Origin of the sequence: Rhodococcus sp. YL-1 (assembly GCF_001942025.1) — a bacterium.
Lineage (GTDB): Bacteria > Actinomycetota > Actinomycetes > Mycobacteriales > Mycobacteriaceae > Rhodococcus_F > Rhodococcus_F qingshengii.
Genome location: NZ_CP017299.1, coordinates 3673064 through 3690157 on the forward strand (window position 1 = coordinate 3673064; position 17094 = coordinate 3690157).

The window sequence follows — 17094 nt, forward strand, 5'->3', positions numbered from 1 at the left end:
TCGATCAGGCTTGGTCGGCCAGCTCGGCGGTGAGCGCCGCCCACTTGTGAAGCAGTTCAGCGCCCGCGCCGCTGTCGATCGCGGCAGCGGCTGCAGTCATCCCGGCAGAGATCGCACTCTCGAGATCGTCGCCGACACCGTTGAATGCCGCGATGGCTGCTCCCGCGTTCAGCAGGACCGCGTCCCGGACCGGCCCCTTCTGCCCGGAAAGCAGCGTTCTGGCGACGGTGGCGTTGATTTCGGCGTCGCCTCCACGCAACTCTTCGAGAGGAACGCGGTCGATTCCGAGGTCACGCGGATCCAGCGTGACAGTTCGCACACTTCCACCGCCGACGATGTGAACCGTCGACGTCGTCGATGTGGTCAGTTCGTCCAGTCCGTCGTCTCCCCGTACCACCAACGCCGAATTGCCGCGCTGCGCAAGGACTCCCGCGACGACCGAGATCAGTTTCGGAAATGCGCACCCGATCAGCCCGGCACGCGGACGAGCCGGATTGGTCAGTGGACCGAGCACGTTGAATGCCGTCGGAATGCCGATTTCCTTGCGAGGCACCGCCGCAAAGCGCAGTGCGGGATGGAAGACCGGCGCGAAACAAAAGCCGATGCCGACCTCTTCGACACACCTCGCAACCTGCTCCGGCCCGAGGTTGATGCGAACGCCGAGCGCCTCGAGCACGTCGGCGCCACCGCTCTTGGACGAAGCAGCGCGGTTGCCGTGCTTGACAACTCGCACACCGGACGCGGCAACCACGATCGAGGCCATCGTCGAGATGTTCACCGTGTTGGAGCGGTCACCACCCGTGCCGACGATGTCGACGACGTCGGAATCGACCGGCACGCGCCTGGAGTGTTCGAGCATCGCGGCGGCGAGCCCTTCCAACTCCGCGGGGGTTTCGCCCTTCATCTTCAGACCGACCCCGAAAGCAGCGATCTGAGCGGAGGTGGCGTTGTCCGACATGATCTCGCCCATAGCCCAGCGACTGTCGGCTTCCGACAAGTCACTGCCGTCCGTGAGCAAACCGAGAATCATCGGCCAGGACCGCACCACTGCACTCGAATCGACGTTCACGGCGTTGGATGCGTCGGTGCCGGCCATAGTGCCTTGGTCCCCTGTCGTTCAAGTGGGCTGGATTTCGAGCTGTCGTTTCGAGCTGTCGTTTCGCGCTGCCATTTTGTGCTGCCGATGACCCTCGCAGCCTAGTCAGTGAGGTAACGAGGAAACCGAATAGGGCCGCTCAGGACTTTCTGCGACCGCGTTTGGGCGGCGCCTCCACAAGTATCGGGGGCTGGAGCGCGTCCCACCCGGCGACCGAACCACCGAGTCGCTGCGCCAGACCAGCCATTCGTGACCGCTCCTGGGAGCAATGCAGGGCGTCAAGCACCTGGACACGCTCGAAGACGACGCGAACCGAATTCTCGACCACCGGAGTCACGTCCTCGGGCCGACTCGAGCCTCGCACATATCCGTCCTGGGCGACGATGCTCTCGGCATCGGCTACCGAGCCCTCCGGGAGGTCGAGATGATGCCGCAGAACCACTTCGGACTCCGCCCTGAACTCCGGCTCGGTGGAGGCGGCACGTTCGAGAGCCGTCGAGCTCGCCTCGGCGTCGTCGAAGCCTTCGGCAACGACGACCAGATCCGACCGCCCTGCATCGAGCGGTGTCGGAATCTTCGTGCCGAAAATTCTCAGGAACCACGGTCTACTCTTGTGTGTAGCTGCCATCGCGCCAGCATATTCCGACCACGCCACCAGCGCGTTCGCCGCCCGATCCCGCGAACTCGAGCCGAGCGACGCGCCGATGGTGGACCCGAGTGGTCGTCTCTTACGACGAAGCGTCATACTTCTGTCTGTGACGAGCGCAGTAGGGACTTCAGGATCGGCAATCACCCAACGCGTGCACTCGCTGAACCGGCCGAATATGGTCAGCGTTGGCACCATCGTGTGGTTGTCAAGTGAGCTCATGTTCTTCGCAGGGCTCTTTGCCATGTACTTCGTGGCACGAGCTCAGGCGAACGGAAATTGGCCGCCGGAGCCAACCGAATTGAACCTGTATCTGGCCGTGCCGGTGACCTTGGTGCTTATCGCATCTTCGTTCACCTGCCAGATGGGTGTCTTCGCGGCTGAGCGTGGCGACGTCTTCGGACTTCGTCGCTGGTACACCATCACCTTGGTCATGGGGGCGTTCTTCGTCGCCGGCCAGGGTTACGAGTACTACCACCTCGTGCACGAGGGCACCACGATTTCGAGCAGCGTGTACGGCTCGGTGTTCTACATGACCACCGGCTTCCACGGTCTGCACGTCATCGGCGGTCTCATCGCCTTCGTCTTCTTGATCGCACGTACCCGGGTCAGCAAGTTCACGCCCGCCCAGGCCACCGCCGCGATCGTTGTTTCGTACTACTGGCACTTTGTCGACATCGTGTGGATCGCGCTGTTTGCCACGATTTATTTCATCCGTTAATCAGCTGTACGCCCCAGGCAGCCCCTGACGTCCAGTTCCGTCCCGACATACCAAAGGGATACAGATGAGTTCATCCCCCCCTCCCGCATCCGATAACTCAGCGAATGCCGCGAAGTCGCGTCGCCAGCGGAAAATCCGCCGGCGCGTCACTGGCGCGCTCGTATTGATGATGGGATTGATCAGCGCAGGTTTCCTCGCTTCGGCGTTGACACCAGCTCCGCAGGTTGCGACCGCCAGTGACGATTCAGCAGCCCTGATTCGTGAAGGCAAGCAGCTGTACGACACGTCATGCATCACGTGCCACGGCGCGAACTTGCAGGGCGTGCAGGACCGCGGTCCCAGCCTCATCGGCGTCGGCGAAGCAGCCGTGTACTTCCAGGTCTCCTCTGGTCGTATGCCGGCAGCTCGCAACGAGGCCCAGGCTGCACGCAAGGACCCCAAGTTCGATGCTGCGCAGACCGACGCCCTCGGCGCTTTCATCCAGGCCAACGGCGGCGGCCCGACGCTCATCCGCGACGAGAACGGCGAAATCGCCCAGTCCTCGCTGCGCGGTGGCGACGTCGGACGCGGCAGTGAGCTCTTCCGGCTCAACTGCGCGTCGTGCCACAACTTCACCGGCCGCGGTGGCGCACTGTCCTCGGGCAAGTACGCCCCGGTCCTGGATCCGGCCAGCGAGCAGCAGATCTACGCTGCCATGGTTACCGGTCCCCAGAACATGCCGAAGTTCTCGGATCGTCAGCTGACGATCGAGGAGAAGAAGGACATCATCGCCTACGTCAAGTCGTCGGGCGAGTCGAAGGACCCCGGTGGGTACGGGCTCGGTGGCCTCGGTCCGGCCTCTGAGGGTCTCGCCATGTGGGCCGTCGGAATCATCGCTGTCGTCGGTGCAGCATTGTGGATCGGAGCAAGGTCATGAGCGACGCTGGCCAGCATGGCGGCGATACGCCTAAGAAGTACACAGATGAAGAGCTCGACGCGATGTCACGCGACGACCTGGTCAAGCTGGGTACCAATCTCGATGGCGTCGATGTCGTCTACCGCCGTGATCGTTGGTCGGTAAAGGGCACCAGGGCGGAAAAGCGCGCCGAGCGCAACGTCGCCTTCTGGTTCGGCCTCGCCGGCGTTTCGGCGATCGCGTTCATCGCGATCTACCTGTTCTGGCCCTGGGAGTACGCAGGCGCCGGTGACGAGAACTACGGCAAGTACAGCCTGTACACCCCGTTGATCGGCTTGACCATGGGTCTGGCGATCCTCGGCGTCGGCATCGGTGCCGTTCAGTTCACGAAGAAGTTCATCCCCGAAGAGGTCTCGATCCAGGACCGCCACGACGGTGGTTCCACCGAGGTCGATCGTCGCACGATCGTCGCCGAGCTCGGCGACACCCTCGAGACGTCCACCCTCCCCCGCCGCAAGGCCATCAAGCGCAGCTTGATGTTCGGCGGCGGCGCACTCGGCGTCATGATGGTCATGCCCCTCGGCGGACTCATCAAGAACCCGTGGGCCAAGGGCGACGACTCACCTCTGTGGGTGTCCGGCTGGACCCCGAACTACCCGGGCGAGACCATCTACCTGCGTCGTGACACCGGCCGTCCCGAGGACATCGTCCTCGTTCGCCCGGAAGATCTCGATGCCGGTTCGATGGAAACGGTCTTCCCGTTCCGCGAGTCCGACCGTGGCGACGAGCACGCTCTGCTCGCAGCACTGCGCGGCATTCGTAACTCGGTGATGCTCATCCGCCTCCGCACGGAAGACACCGCGCGTGTCACCAAGCGTAAGGGCCAGGAAAGCTTCAACTACGGCGATTACTTCGCCTACTCGAAGATCTGCACCCACCTGGGTTGCCCCACCTCGCTCTACGAACAGCAGAGCAACCGTATTCTGTGCCCCTGCCACCAGTCGCAGTTCGACGCACTGACCTACGGCAAGCCGATCTTCGGTCCCGCTGCTCGCGCACTTCCGCAGTTGCCTATTACAGTGAACGAAGAGGGCTTCCTGGTCGCCGACGGTGACTTCATCGAAGCACTCGGCCCGGCATTTTGGGAGCGTCGACCGTGACCACAACAACAACCAAACCGTCCAAGATCAGCGCGGCAGCGGCTGGACAAGCGGAGGCTATGGACTCCCGCTACCACCTCGCCGCAGGCATGCGCCGGCAGATCAACAAGGTCTTCCCGACGCACTGGTCCTTCATGCTCGGCGAGATCGCGCTCTACAGCTTCGTGATCCTGCTGATCTCCGGTGTGTTCCTGACGCTGTTCTTCGATCCGTCTATGGCGCACGTCGTCTACCAGGGCGCATACCAGCCGCTTCGTGGTGTCACGATGTCTCGCGCCTACGAGACGACCCTGAACATCTCCTTCGAGGTGCGCGGCGGTCTCTTCGTTCGCCAGATTCACCACTGGGCTGCACTGATGTTCGCGGCGTCGATCATCGTTCACCTCGCTCGCATCTTCTTCACCGGCGCCTTCCGTCGCCCGCGTGAAGCGAACTGGGTCATCGGCTGCCTGCTGCTCATCCTGGCGATGTTCGAAGGCTTCTTCGGTTACACCATCCCCGACGACCTGCTCTCGGGCACCGGCCTCCGCGCCGCCTTCGGTGGTATCACGATGAGTATCCCGATCGTCGGTACCTGGATGCACTGGCTGATCTTCGACGGCGACTTCCCCGGCGACCTCATCATCCCGCGTCTCTACGTCGCTCACGTGCTGCTGTTCCCGGGCATCATCCTGGCTCTGATCGCCGGCCACCTCGCGTTGGTCTGGTACCAGAAGCACACGCAGTTCCCCGGCCCCGGCCGTACGGAACAGAACGTCGTCGGCGTCCGCATCCTCCCGGTCTTCGCGATGAAGGGTGGCGCGTTCTTCGCCATGACCTTCGGCGTGCTCGCACTGCTCGGTGGTCTGTTCCAGATCAACCCCGTGTGGAACATCGGTCCGTACAACCCGTCACAGGTCTCGGCAGGTTCCCAGCCCGATATCTACATGATGTGGACGGACGGCCTTGCTCGACTGTGGCCGGCGTGGGAGATCTACCTGTTCAACCGGTACACGATCCCTGCAGTGTTCGCCGTCGCCCTGATCATGGGCCTCGTCTTCGCACTGTTGATCGCGTACCCGTGGATCGAGAAGCGTCTCACCGGAGACGACGCTCACCACAACATCCTGCAGCGCCCGCGCGACGTGCCGGTCCGTACCGCTATCGGTGCGATGTCCATCGCGTTCTACCTGGTGCTCACGATCTCCTGCATCAACGACATCATCGCGTACCACCTGCACATCTCGCTGAACGCAATGACGTGGATCGGCCGTATCGGCATGGTCATCCTTCCGCCCATCGCGTACTTCGTGACGTACCGGTTCTGCATCGGCCTGCAGCGCAGTGACCGTGCAGTCCTCGAACACGGCATCGAGACCGGCATCATCAAGCGGATGCCGAACGGCCAGTACATCGAGATCCACCAGCCGCTCGGCCCCGTCGACGAGCACGGACACCCGATCCCGCTCGAGTACCAGGGTGCTGCTGTCCCGAAGAAGATGAACAAGCTCGGCCTCGCCGGCAAGCCCGGTAGCGGTAGCCTGATCACCGCTGACCCAGTCGAGGAGAGCGAGGCTCTCGAAGCCGCTCATCACGAAGCTGAGCACGAGCAGCTTCAGATCCTTCTGGACTACCAGAACCGAACCAACGGCAAGTCCGATGGTTCCAGTGGAGAACTCCACTAAGAACGTCAGTTGACCAGTGAGGCCCCGAACCGGATTCCGGTTCGGGGCCTCACTCGTTCTCTGAGCGATTCAGTATGGACAACCTCCAAGTGGGCACCACTCCCCCGGTTCGTCGTCTGAGCGTCGACAACAGCGGGCACTACGCCTTACTAGTCCTCGAACAGAGTTGAATAGTGCTCCACCGTCGGGAACGGCTCGTAGAAGTGATGGAGAAGTTCTCGCCACTTCTCGTATCCCGTGGACTGACGGAAGCCGATGGTGTGTGACTCCACGTCTTCCCACTCGACCAGCAGGAGATATCGCTCCGGTGATTCCAGGCAGTGCGAGAGCCGCAGCCTGATGAATCCGGGAACCTCGGAGATGATGGTTCGGGCCACGTCGAATGCGGCCTCGAAACGCGCTGACTGCGACGGATCGACCTGCAGGACGGCATGTTCGAGAATCATCTACGGAGTGTTGCACGTTCTCGGGAGTCCCCTCGAGGCGTTGTCGCCTGGTGAGATACTCGGACCATGACATCCCATGCACGCGGCACCTTCGAGATCGATCTTCGCCCCGCCGATCCTGAGCTCTCCGGACGCGTCGGACGCTTCGAGTTCGACAAGACGTTCATCGGCGGCGTCGAAGGCACGTCGTCCGGCCTGATGCTGTCCGCGGGCGATCCGACAGCCGGTGCAGCGGGCTATGTCGCTTTGGAGTTTGTCACGGGGCAGGTCGACGAAGCTGTGGGATCGTTCGCCCTGCAGCAGTTCGGTCAGATGATCGACGGAACGCAGAAGCTTCTGTACGAGATCGTGCCGGGGTCCGGAACCGGCGAGTTGAAGGGCATCGCAGGCACTCTCGAGCTGGAGGTCGTCGACGGTCTGCACCGCTACGACCTCGAATACTCGCTCCACGATTGACAGAGGGCGGTTGTTGACAGGCACCCTCCTACCACCGAAACGTACATAAACGACAACAGAGGCGCCGTACCCGGGTGGGTGCGGCGCCTCTGTTCGAGTGCGGGTGAAACTAGTGCTTCTCGGGTCCGGTGTAGTACTCGAACACCAGGCCTGCGGCTGCGGCGAGCACACAGACAACTGCGACTGCGATGAGCCACGGCTGGAAGTACGCCAGCGACACTGCCGCGAGTGCAGCAGCAGCGGCAAGCAGGATCGGCCAGAAGCTACCCGGGCTGAAGAAGCCCAGTTCTCCTGCACCATCCGAGATTTCAGCGTCGTCGTAGTCCTCGGGACGGGTGTCCAGACGACGGGCGACGAAGCGGAAGTAGGTACCCACGATGAGCGTCAGACCTGCAGACAGGACGATGGCCGTCAGTCCGGCCCACTCGATACCTGTGCGTGACAGAGCGGTGAACACTCCGTAGATGATCGCGACGAGAATGAAGAACATCGTCAGGATCTCGAAGAGCTTGGCTTCGATCTTCATATCAGCACTTGTCCTTGTTCAGTGAAGAGGCTGGCCGGCTCAGTTGCCTGCAGTGGCGACGGTTGCCTGACGGTACTCGCGGTCGGTGTTGAACGGCGTGGTCGACGTAGCCACCGGCGACTGACCGATTGCCTGCAGAGCCTCGGCGGTCGTCAGACCACCCTTGCCCTCCGCGTCACCCTTGCGCAGTTCGATGTACTTGGCGAAGTCCTCGGGCGAAACCGCACGAACCTCGAAGTTCATCATCGCGTGGAACGTGCCACACATTTCTGCACAACGCCCGACGAACGCGCCTTCCTTCTCGATCTCACTGATCTGGAAGATGTTGTCCGAGTGGTTCTCCTTGGGGTTCGGGAGAACGTCGCGCTTGAACAGGAACTCAGGCACCCAGAAAGCGTGAATGACGTCCGAGGAAGCAAGTTCGAACTGGATCCGCTTGCCGGTGGGCAGAACGAGGATCGGGATCTCCTGGCTGGAGCCGACGGTCTCGATCTTGTCGTAGTGCAGGTAGCTCAGGTCCTCGGTGCTGTTGCCGTGGATCGGGCCGGGAACTTCTTCCCCGTGTTCGTTCACGGTCGAGCCCTCGGTCTTGGCAGCCTCTTCGGCCTCGACGTCGATTCCGTTGTACTTGGCGGAACCGTCACCGAACTCGATGGAGCGGTAGCCGAACTTCCAGTTCCACTGGAAGGCCGTGACGTCTACAACGACGTCAGGGTTGTCCGTCTTGTCCAGAACATGGTTCTGAACGATGACGGTGAAGTAGAAGAGAACCGCGATGATGACGAAGGGAACTGCCGTGTAACCGAGTTCGAGCGGCACGTTGTATGCCGTCTGACGCGGGAATTCCGGCGAGTCCTTCTTCTTACGGTGGAAGATGACGGCCCAGAAGACCAACCCCCACACCAGCACACCCATGACGAGGGCGGCTACAACCGACCACGTCCACAGCTCACGCATGCGCGTCGCCTCCGGGGTGATGCCCGAAGGCCACCCGAAACGAAGCACTTCGTTGTCGATGGAGCAACCCGACAGCAGCAAGGCAGCAATGCCCAGAGATACTGCCAGCCCCGCTCGCCGAAGGATCCGACCTTGCGCCACGTTCACGCCTTCCTGATCGCCACAAAATTCAACTAGGGCATGCCCGGAGGGAAGGCCCAATTACTACGCAGCGTAGACCAAAGCCGGGCGCTATCCATCCTCGGGTCCTCGCCCGTGTCGCGGCGGACGTCACACAGCTCTCTCAGGTGCTGCTCAGGAACGGCTCAGGTCGTTTCGGCGACGCACATCACGTCGATTCGTTCCGCCGCGATCGGCAGGGACGTCGATCTGCGGCATACTTTCGTCAAGAGTTCGTTGACCTCTCCCCGACACTCGTGTCCGGGAGCCTTCTGTACAAAAATTCTGAATCGAGGAACCGGACGCTGTGTGTGGACTGCTCGGGCTACTGACATCTGGCGGAACCAGCGAGGACGCCGTCTCGCGGGTCGACCAGGCGATGCATTGCCTTCGTCACCGCGGGCCGGACGAACACGGGACGTGGAACGACGATCACCTCGTCTTCGGGTTCAACCGCCTGGCGATCATCGACATCGCTCATTCCCACCAGCCGCTGCGTTGGGGCCCACCGGAGAACCCGGAGCGTTATGCGCTCACGTTCAACGGCGAGATCTACAACTACTTGGAGATCCGCGCCGAACTGGTCAAGGACCACGACGCCAAGTTCTTCACCGAGGGCGACTCCGAGGCCATCGTCGCTGCATTCCACTACTGGGGTGAGGACGCGGTCCGGCGCCTGCGCGGAATGTTCGCGTTCGCGATCTGGGACACCGACACACGCGAGCTGTTCATCGCGCGCGATCCGTTCGGGATCAAGCCGCTGTTCATCGCGACCGGCGCCGGCGGCACCGCGTTCGGCAGCGAGAAGAAGAGCCTGCTCGAACTCACCGATCTGATCGGCATCGGTACCGAGCTGGATCCGCGTGCCATCGAGCACTACACCGTTCTGCAGTACGTACCGGAGCCGGAAACACTGCACAAGCAGATCCGACGCCTGGAGTCGGGCAGCTTCGCCCGGGTGCGTCCGGGCGAGGAGCCCACGTTCACGCGGTATTTCACGCCGAAGTTCCCGGCCAAGCCTTTTGCACCTGGCACCGAGAAGGCGCGCTACCAGGAAATCGCCGAGGCACTCGAGGATTCGGTCGCCAAGCACATGCGCGCCGACGTCACCGTCGGTTCGTTCTTGTCCGGTGGTATCGACTCCACGGCGATCGCGGCGCTGGCGATGCGCCACAACCCCAACCTGATCACCTTCACGACCGGTTTCGAACGTGAGGGCTATTCCGAGGTCGACGTCGCTGCAGAATCTGCCGCAGCGATCGGCGCGAAGCACGTCGTCAAGGTGGTCTCCCCCGCCGAGTTCGCCGCTGCCATTCCCGAGATCGTCTGGTACCTCGACGACCCGGTAGCCGATCCGGCATTGATTCCGCTGTGGTTCATCGCGAAGGAAGCGCGCAAGCACGTCAAGGTCGTGCTGTCCGGCGAGGGTGCCGACGAGCTGTTCGGCGGCTACACGATCTACCGTGAGCCGTTGTCGCTCAAGCCTTTCGAGTACCTCCCCAAGGGACTGCGTCGGGCTGCCGGCAAGTTGTCCGAACGCATCCCGGACGGCACTCGCGGCAAGAGTCTGCTCAACCGCGGTTCCTTGACGCTCGAGGAGCGCTACTACGGAAATGCTCGTAGCTTCAACGACGCTCAGCTCCGCGCCGTCCTGCGCGATTTCCGCCCCGAGTGGACTCACCAGGACGTCACTGCGCCGATCTACGCGCAGTCACGGGACTGGGATCCGGTTGCGCGGATGCAGCATCTCGACCTGTTCACCTGGCTGCGCGGCGACATCCTCGTCAAGGCAGACAAGATGACGATGGCCAACTCGCTGGAACTGCGTGTGCCGTTCCTCGATCCCGAGGTCTTCGACGTCGCGTCACGCGTACCGCTCGATCAGAAGATCACGAAGGACACGACCAAGTACGCACTGCGCCAGGCCCTGGAAGGCATTGTGCCGCACCATGTTCTGCACCGCGCGAAGCTCGGATTCCCGGTTCCCCTGCGCCACTGGCTGCGCGGCACCGAACTCTTCGACTGGGCACATCTGCAGATCGAGGAGTCGGGAACCGACCACATCTTCGACAAGCAGGCCGTCGTGAAGATGCTCAACGATCACCGCGAGGGCGTGTCCGACCACAGCCGACGCCTCTGGACCGTCCTGACCTTCATGGTCTGGCACGGAATCTTCGTGGAGAAGCGCATCGTGCCGCAGATCCAGGAGCCGGTGTACCCGGTCAATATCTAGGCCTTCGGCCCCGTGAGCGGTTAGGGAGTCTCCGAACTCCTCAACCACTCACGGGGCGGAGCCCTACTTCGGCAGGATCGTCGCGATCTCGTCCGCTGCCGCGCTGCCGTATGCGTCGGTAAGGCGCTTGAGTGCCTCGTCGCGATTGAACACCCACTCCTGCGTTCCCACGGTCTCGAGAATCAACACAGCGACCAAAGATCCCAACTGTGCAGCACGCTCGAAGCTCAGACCGGCGCCGTGTGCGAGCAGGAACCCGGCGCGGAAGCCGTCGCCAACGCCCGTCGGATCCACCTTGCCGGTCTCGGGCACTACGTCGACGCGCACCCAATTACCTTCGGCGTCAACAATTTCCACACCCTTGGAGCCGAGGGTGGTGACACGGATGCCGACCTGCGCGCGGATCTCTTCCTCGCTCAGACCAGTCTTCTGCTGAAGCAGACCCCACTCGTACTCGTTGGTGAACAAGTACTTCGCGCCGTGAATGAGCGCCTTGGCCTCGTCACCGGACAGGCGGGCAAGCTGCTGCGACGGATCCGCTGCGAACGGAATCCCGAGCAGACGGCATTCGTCGGTATGGCGAACCATGGCCTCGGGGTCGTTGGCGCCGATCAGCACCAACTCGACTGCGCCTGCAGTCTTGGCCACTGCCGCGAGTTCGATCTCGCGAGCCTCGCTCATCGCACCGGGGTAGAACGACGCGATCTGCGCCATGTCCTCGTCGGTGGTGCACACGAAACGCGCCGTATGTGCCTTGTCCGAGATACGGACCGCGCTGCAGTCGACGCCGTTGTCCTCGAGCCACGTGCGGTACTCGGCGAAGTCGGCACCGACTGCGCCGACGAGTAGCGGGGACCCACCGAGCACGCCCATGGCGTAAGCGATGTTGCCGCCGACACCACCGCGGCGAATCACGAGATCGTCGACCAGGAAACTCAGCGAAACGTGGGCGAGCTGATCGGCGAGGAGCTGATCGGCGAAGCGGCCGGGGAAGCGCATCAAGTGGTCGGTGGCGATGGAACCGGTTACCGCAATAGTCACGGATCGTGGCCTTTCAGCGAAGTGAGTACAAGAATGAAAGAGGAGCAAAAGTTCACGTTACCGCCCGTAGCGCCGTCATCGGCGCCCGAGCTGTCGGATCGGAACGGTCTACGTACGAGTCACCACAAACAACTGACGCGAAACCGAATGTCGGTTCCGCGTCAGTTGTTCGTGAATTGAGTTGTGATCGACAGACTCAGTTGAACGAGTCACCGCAGGCGCAGGAGCCTGTTGCATTGGGGTTGTCGATCGAGAAGCCCTGCTGCTCGATGGTGTCGAGGAAGTCGATGGACGCACCTTCGACGTACGGCGCGCTCATCCGGTCGACAACCAGGTTGACGCCGTTGAAGTCGACAGTGAGGTCACCGTCGAGCGTGCGGTCGTCGAAGAACAGCTGGTACTTCAGTCCGGCACAGCCGCCGGGCTGCACTGCAATACGCAGCGCGAGGTCGTCGCGACCCTCCTGATCGAAGAGTGCCTTCGCCTTGGCGGACGCGGCCTCGGTCATCTTGACGCCGTGGGTGGCGGTCTCGTTCTGCACAGTCATGGGCTCTCCCTAATGTTCGTACCAACCCGTGAACGCTTCAACGGTACGCCGCTGCCGACTTATTCCCGCCAGTCCTTTACCGGGTGCGATTCGTCTTCATCCTATCCGGTCTTCCCGACACGGCAACGGCGCGTCGACGCTTGTGGATCCTCAGCTCCGGACGCCGCGCCAGAAGTTCCACTCGCGCGCCGTGTGTTCGGCGAGTCCCTCGAGACACGCCGACGCTTCCTCCATCGCACGTTCCACCGACCCGGCGAAATCCGTCACCGACTTCGCCGCGACTATCGAGGTCGACGCATAGTCCGCCTCGTCGAGCGTCACCTGGCCGGCAAAGACGAGCGTCGGAACGCCGTGCGCTGCCCCCGCCGAAGCGAGCGTTGTGACGAGTTTGCCGCGCAGAGATTGGTGGTCGAACTTGCCTTCGCCTGTGATCACCAGGTCAGCGGAAGCCAGTAGCGCGGCCTGTCCGGTGCGATCCGCGACGACGTCGGCCCCGGATCGCCGCTGTGCACCGAGCGCAAAGAGCGCGGCACCGATACCACCCGCGGCGCCGGCACCCGGAAAATCCGACACTCGTTTTCCGGTGGCGGACTCCAACTGTTCGGCCCATCTCGCGTTCCGCGCTTCGAGGACAGCGACGGCTTCGGCGTCGGCGCCCTTTTGCGGGCCGAACACCGCTGCCGCACCGTGCTCGCCGAGAAGTACGTGTTCTACGTCGGTGGCGGCGACCAACTGAGTGCCTGCCGTAGCCGCCGCTGCAACCTCCAGGCCGCCCAGCGCCTCCACCAGTCCACGTCCCCCGTCGGTGCAGCAACTCCCACCGAGTCCGACGACAACCGTCTTCACGCCTGCCTCGAGCGCGACAGCGATCAGCTCTCCCACACCGAGACTGTGCGCGGAGAGTGCAGTGTCCCGCGTCGGCGGACCTCCGAGCAGGCCGAGCCCGACGGCCTCGGCGGACTCGATGTATGCCGTGTCCGAATCGAACAGCCACGTGGCGTCGACGGCGGCGGTCAAAGGCCCGGACACCCGTGCAGTCCGGATGTCGCCCCCGGCCGTGGCCAAGACGTCGACGAATCCCGGACCACCGTCGGATTGTGGCGCGGTGACGACGTCGTCTTCGGGTCGGCCACGTCGCCAACCGGCAGAAATGGATTCGGCCGCTTCGACGGCCGTCAACGTCTCACCGAACGAATCTGGAGCAACTATTACCCGCATAGCCGAAGTCTAAGAGTCCCGAATGACCCCGATGTTTCACGATCTCGCGCGTTTCAGTGCCTCGGGCGATCGGGTTTTTCAGAAAGACCGAGGTCGGTTTCCCAGACCGTGCACTTATCCAATAGCCTGGAGGTGTGAAATTGCTACGCCGCGGTGACTCAGACAACTCCGACAAACGTGACGTCGAGGGCACTGAGGCATCCTCGGCCTCCGAAGAGGCGCCCATCGAGCAGGTGGGCAAGGGCCGCCCCACACCCAAGCGTCGTGACGCCGAGGCGAAGAGGCGTGGCCCCGTTGCCCCTGCCCCGCTGACCGCGAAGGAAGCCCGCGCCCGCCGTAAGGCGACCCGCGGCTCCAAGGAGGACCGCAAGGCCGAAGCCGCCGAGCGTCGCGCATCGTCGGCAGACCGCCGCGCCCGCATGCTCGCCGGCGAGGACAAGTACCTGCTCCCCCGCGACAAGGGACCGGTTCGCGCCTACGTCCGTGATTTCATCGACGCTCGCCGCAACCTCGTCGGGCTGTTCATGCCGCTCGCATTGATCCTCATCATGACGATGTTCGTCACGCCCGCGCTCCAGCAGATCGTCACGCTGGCAATGCTCGTGATGATGCTCTTCATGGTCGGTGAAGGCATCTGGCTCGGTCGCATGATCAACAACCGCGTCGCCGAGCGCTTCCCCGACAGCACCGACGGCGGATTCAAGCTCGGCTGGTACGCGTTCGTTCGCGCGTCGCAGATCCGTAAGCTGCGCGCACCGAAGCCTCGTGTGGGGCCGGGCGACGCAATCTGAGCGTGACGAACACGTATAGAACTTTAGTCCTCGGCGGCGCGCGGTCTGGTAAGTCCGCGCACGCCGAGGATTTGGTTTGTGCAGGCCACTTACCCGAAAGTTCGGCACCGATCCGGTACCTGGCGACAGCCAGACGTGATGTCTCCGACGCAGACTGGGAGAGCCGGATCGACCAGCACCGCAACAGACGGCCTTCTCATTGGTCGACTGTCGAAACCGCAGCTGCCGGTGACCTCGCGGCGCAGCTCGAAAGCGATTCACACACAGCGACGTTGGTCGACGATCTGGGAACGTGGCTGACCGCGGAACTCGATCGGCAAGGCGCCTGGGACGCACCGCGCGGCACCGTCACGCCCGCGGCGGACAGCCTGGTCGCCAGTGTCGAGAACTACCGCGGACACCTGGTGCTGGTCAGCCCCGAAGTGGGTTTGGCCGTCATCCCCGAGACGCGGTCCGGACGATTGTTCCGCGACGAGATCGGCACTCTCAACGCTCGTATCGCCGCGGTGTGCGATCGTGTCGTACTAGTGGTTGCAGGGTTACCGCTCATCTTGAAAGATACTGCTGCACAACCGGAAGGCACGATGTGAGTACCGAGGCCAATCCAGGGGCCATTTCAGGGGCGAATCCAGATGCCAACCCTGACGTCGCGCCAGTCAGTAGCGCCGACTTCGAACCCGTCACCCCGCCCGACCGCGAGGTGCGAGCGCAGGCCGATGCGCGTCAGCGTGATCTGACCAAGCCGGCCGGTTCGCTGGGCCGACTGGAGGCTCTCGCCGGCTGGGCATCAGCCTGCCAAGGAGTTTGTCCCCCACACGCTTTCGCTCGGCCTCGCGTCGTCGTGTTCGCGGGTGATCACGGAATCGCCCGCAACGGCGTCTCCGCCTATCCGCCGGAAGTGACCGCACAGATGGTCGCCAACTTCCTCGGGGGCGGCGCGGCAGTCAACGTCCTCGCCGAGGTTGCCGGCGCCACGGTACGCGTCGTCGACATCGCAGTGGCCGGCGATACCGATCCGTCCGTCTCGAACCACAAGGTGCGCAGGTCTTCCGGGTCCATCGACCGCGAAGACGCCATGTCGAACGAGGAAACCCTTCAGGCCATCGCCGCCGGCCGAGCGATCGCGGACGAGGAAATCGACGGGGGCGCAGATCTTCTCATCGCCGGCGACATGGGCATCGGCAATACGACGCCCGCAACCGTACTCATCGCCGCACTCACGGACAGTGAACCCGTCGCGGTCGTGGGTCGAGGTACCGGTATCGACGACGCCGGATGGATCCGCAAGACCGCAGCGATTCGCGACGCTCTCCGGCGTGCCCGTCCGCACGTTCGCGACACAGTCGCGCTGCTGCGCACGTCTTCGGGTGCCGACCTCGCCGCGATGGCCGGCTTTCTGGCCCAGGCAGCTTCGCGTCGCACGCCGGTGATCCTCGACGGCGTAGTGGTCACCGCAGCCGCCATGGTTGCCGACGAACTGGCTTTCGGCGCACGTGAATGGTGGGTCGCCGGACACCGCTCCACCGAACCCGCCCACACCATCGCATTGACCCGCATGGGTCTCGACCCGATCGTCGAGTTCGACATGCGTCTCGGTGAAGGTTCAGGCGCAGTCACAGCGCTCCCGATTCTTCAGGGCGCAGTGGCAATCCTGGGCAAGATGGCGACATTCTCCGAAGCCGGTGTCAGCACTCAGGGCAGCGCACCTGTCGACGAACCCGAGTCGATCGACCTGACCAAGACCGATACGGCGGAGTGAGCGTGGCGGGCCCGCTGTCCGGAGTGCCACTGGCCTTCTCGTGGCTGACGGTCCTTCCGGTTCGTGGTCCCTCCGACATCGACCGAACTGCCGGCCGTCGCGCCATCGCGGCAGCTCCGCTCACCGGGATCGCTCTCGGCATTGCCGCGACGTTTCTGCTCTGGAGCACAACCAGTGTCGGCCTGAATCCCTATCTCGCAGGCTTGCTGACGGTAGGTGCGCTCGCTCTCGGGACACGCGGGATGCACGTGGACGGACTGGCAGACTCCGTCGACGGACTGGGTTGTTACGGTCCACCGGAGCGCGCCCGCGAGGTCATGCACAGCGGCGGTGCCGGACCGTTCGGGGTCGCGGCGCTGTTCATCTTCCTTGGGCTGCAATCGGTCTCCTTCGGCGTCCTCGCTGTTGCAGACTCCCCCACGCAGTGGATCGCCGTTCTCGTATCTGTCGCTGCGGGTCGTGTGGCCGTCGTTTTTGCCTGCCGCCGAGGTATTCTCGCGTCTGGCCCGAGCGGATTCGGTGCGCTCGTCGCCGATTCACAACCGTTGTGGGCCGCAATCGTGTGGTCGGTTCCGCTGATCGCCGCTTCCGGCTTTGCCACCGACCGGTGGTGGCTCGGCCCTCTCGTGACCGCGTCGGCGCTGGTGATCAGTGTGCTGTGCGTGCGTCACTGCGTCCGTAGATTCGGCGGACTCAACGGAGACGTTCTCGGATTCGCACTCGAACTCACTGTGACGCTTACGGCCGTCGGCCTCACTCTCGGACTGTGATCCGACGTC

Annotated in this window: 18 protein-coding genes; 10 read left to right on the top strand and 8 right to left on the bottom strand. The window is 63.3% G+C overall.

The features are described from left to right. Positions 1–4 precede the first annotated feature (4 nt). Together trpD and BH682_RS16925 are read right to left on the bottom strand one after the other, a co-directional pair. Positions 5–1096, bottom strand: a complete 1092-nt coding sequence (trpD, locus tag BH682_RS16920; protein ID WP_003941751.1) for an anthranilate phosphoribosyltransferase — start codon at positions 1094–1096, stop codon at positions 5–7. A gap of 139 nt (positions 1097–1235) precedes the next feature. Next, entirely contained in the window at positions 1236–1724 is a 489-nt protein-coding gene (locus BH682_RS16925) for a hypothetical protein (RefSeq protein WP_042453564.1), read from the bottom strand. 127 nt (positions 1725–1851) lie between these two features. On the opposite strand from BH682_RS16925, the gene ctaE reads away from it, so the two are divergent. The 4 genes from ctaE to qcrB all read left to right on the top strand — a co-directional run bounded on the left by ctaE (position 1852) and on the right by qcrB (position 6182). Beyond that, positions 1852–2463 (top strand): aa3-type cytochrome oxidase subunit III, encoded by a 612-nt coding sequence (ctaE, locus tag BH682_RS16930; RefSeq protein ID WP_007730060.1) that lies wholly within the window; start codon positions 1852–1854, stop codon positions 2461–2463. A gap of 64 nt (positions 2464–2527) precedes the next feature. Then, complete coding sequence (gene qcrC / locus BH682_RS16935; protein ID WP_003941682.1) at positions 2528–3379, top strand: cytochrome bc1 complex diheme cytochrome c subunit; 852 nt, start codon at positions 2528–2530, stop codon at positions 3377–3379. Further along, positions 3376–4518 (top strand): cytochrome bc1 complex Rieske iron-sulfur subunit, encoded by a 1143-nt coding sequence (gene qcrA, locus BH682_RS16940; RefSeq protein WP_007730058.1) that lies wholly within the window; start codon positions 3376–3378, stop codon positions 4516–4518. The genes qcrC and qcrA overlap by 4 nt, the downstream gene beginning before the upstream one ends. 59 nt (positions 4519–4577) lie before the next feature. Beyond that, positions 4578–6182: a cytochrome bc1 complex cytochrome b subunit gene (gene qcrB, locus BH682_RS16945; RefSeq protein ID WP_007730057.1), complete on the top strand. Its 1605-nt coding sequence runs from the start codon at positions 4578–4580 to the stop codon at positions 6180–6182. 149 nt (positions 6183–6331) lie between these two features. On the opposite strand, the gene BH682_RS16950 is transcribed toward qcrB, so the two are convergent. Beyond that, complete coding sequence (locus BH682_RS16950) at positions 6332–6628, bottom strand: antibiotic biosynthesis monooxygenase family protein (RefSeq protein WP_075833449.1); 297 nt, start codon at positions 6626–6628, stop codon at positions 6332–6334. A gap of 66 nt (positions 6629–6694) precedes the next feature. Between BH682_RS16950 and BH682_RS16955 the strand changes: the two genes are divergently transcribed. Then, positions 6695–7084, top strand: coding sequence for a DUF3224 domain-containing protein (locus tag BH682_RS16955; protein WP_030537047.1), 390 nt, complete (start codon positions 6695–6697; stop codon positions 7082–7084). 109 nt (positions 7085–7193) lie between these two features. Here the strand turns inward: BH682_RS16955 and BH682_RS16960 are convergent, their stop codons facing one another. After that, positions 7194–7610, bottom strand: coding sequence for a cytochrome c oxidase subunit 4 (locus BH682_RS16960; protein WP_003941723.1), 417 nt, complete (start codon positions 7608–7610; stop codon positions 7194–7196). Between the two features lie 39 nt (positions 7611–7649). After that, positions 7650–8714 (bottom strand): aa3-type cytochrome oxidase subunit II, encoded by a 1065-nt coding sequence (gene ctaC / locus BH682_RS16965; RefSeq protein ID WP_030537048.1) that lies wholly within the window; start codon positions 8712–8714, stop codon positions 7650–7652. A 319-nt stretch (positions 8715–9033) separates the two neighbouring features. Between ctaC and asnB the strand changes: the two genes are divergently transcribed. After that, on the top strand, positions 9034–10959 hold the full coding sequence (gene asnB / locus BH682_RS16970; RefSeq protein WP_003941790.1) for an asparagine synthase (glutamine-hydrolyzing): 1926 nt from the start codon (positions 9034–9036) through the stop codon (positions 10957–10959). Positions 10960–11022: 63 nt separating this feature from the next. Here asnB and BH682_RS16975 read toward each other — a convergent pair whose 3' ends face one another. From BH682_RS16975 to BH682_RS16985, 3 genes are all read right to left on the bottom strand, one after another. Beyond that, complete coding sequence (locus BH682_RS16975; protein WP_003941700.1) at positions 11023–12000, bottom strand: carbohydrate kinase family protein; 978 nt, start codon at positions 11998–12000, stop codon at positions 11023–11025. 196 nt (positions 12001–12196) lie between these two features. Beyond that, positions 12197–12547 carry a HesB/IscA family protein gene (locus tag BH682_RS16980; RefSeq protein ID WP_007730053.1) on the bottom strand — a complete coding sequence of 117 codons (351 nt, stop codon included), beginning with the start codon at positions 12545–12547 and terminating at the stop codon, positions 12197–12199. 150 nt (positions 12548–12697) lie between these two features. Continuing rightward, positions 12698–13765, bottom strand: a complete 1068-nt coding sequence (locus tag BH682_RS16985) for a glycerate kinase family protein (protein WP_075833451.1) — start codon at positions 13763–13765, stop codon at positions 12698–12700. Between the two features lie 134 nt (positions 13766–13899). On the opposite strand from BH682_RS16985, the gene BH682_RS16990 reads away from it, so the two are divergent. Genes BH682_RS16990 through BH682_RS17005 form a run of 4 tightly spaced genes read left to right on the top strand, consistent with a single transcriptional unit; the run spans position 13900 to position 17085 of the window. After that, on the top strand, positions 13900–14556 hold the full coding sequence (locus tag BH682_RS16990) for a DUF3043 domain-containing protein (RefSeq protein WP_007730051.1): 657 nt from the start codon (positions 13900–13902) through the stop codon (positions 14554–14556). 2 nt (positions 14557–14558) lie between these two features. Further along, on the top strand, positions 14559–15146 hold the full coding sequence (cobU, locus tag BH682_RS16995; protein WP_019748913.1) for a bifunctional adenosylcobinamide kinase/adenosylcobinamide-phosphate guanylyltransferase: 588 nt from the start codon (positions 14559–14561) through the stop codon (positions 15144–15146). A 23-nt stretch (positions 15147–15169) separates the two neighbouring features. Further along, the gene (gene cobT, locus BH682_RS17000) at positions 15170–16315 is read left to right on the top strand and encodes a nicotinate-nucleotide--dimethylbenzimidazole phosphoribosyltransferase (protein WP_075835331.1); all 1146 of its coding nucleotides are present in this window, start codon (positions 15170–15172) and stop codon (positions 16313–16315) included. Between the two features lie 2 nt (positions 16316–16317). Then, positions 16318–17085 carry an adenosylcobinamide-GDP ribazoletransferase gene (locus tag BH682_RS17005; protein ID WP_083954682.1) on the top strand — a complete coding sequence of 256 codons (768 nt, stop codon included), beginning with the start codon at positions 16318–16320 and terminating at the stop codon, positions 17083–17085. The last annotated feature ends 9 nt before the right edge of the window (positions 17086–17094 follow it).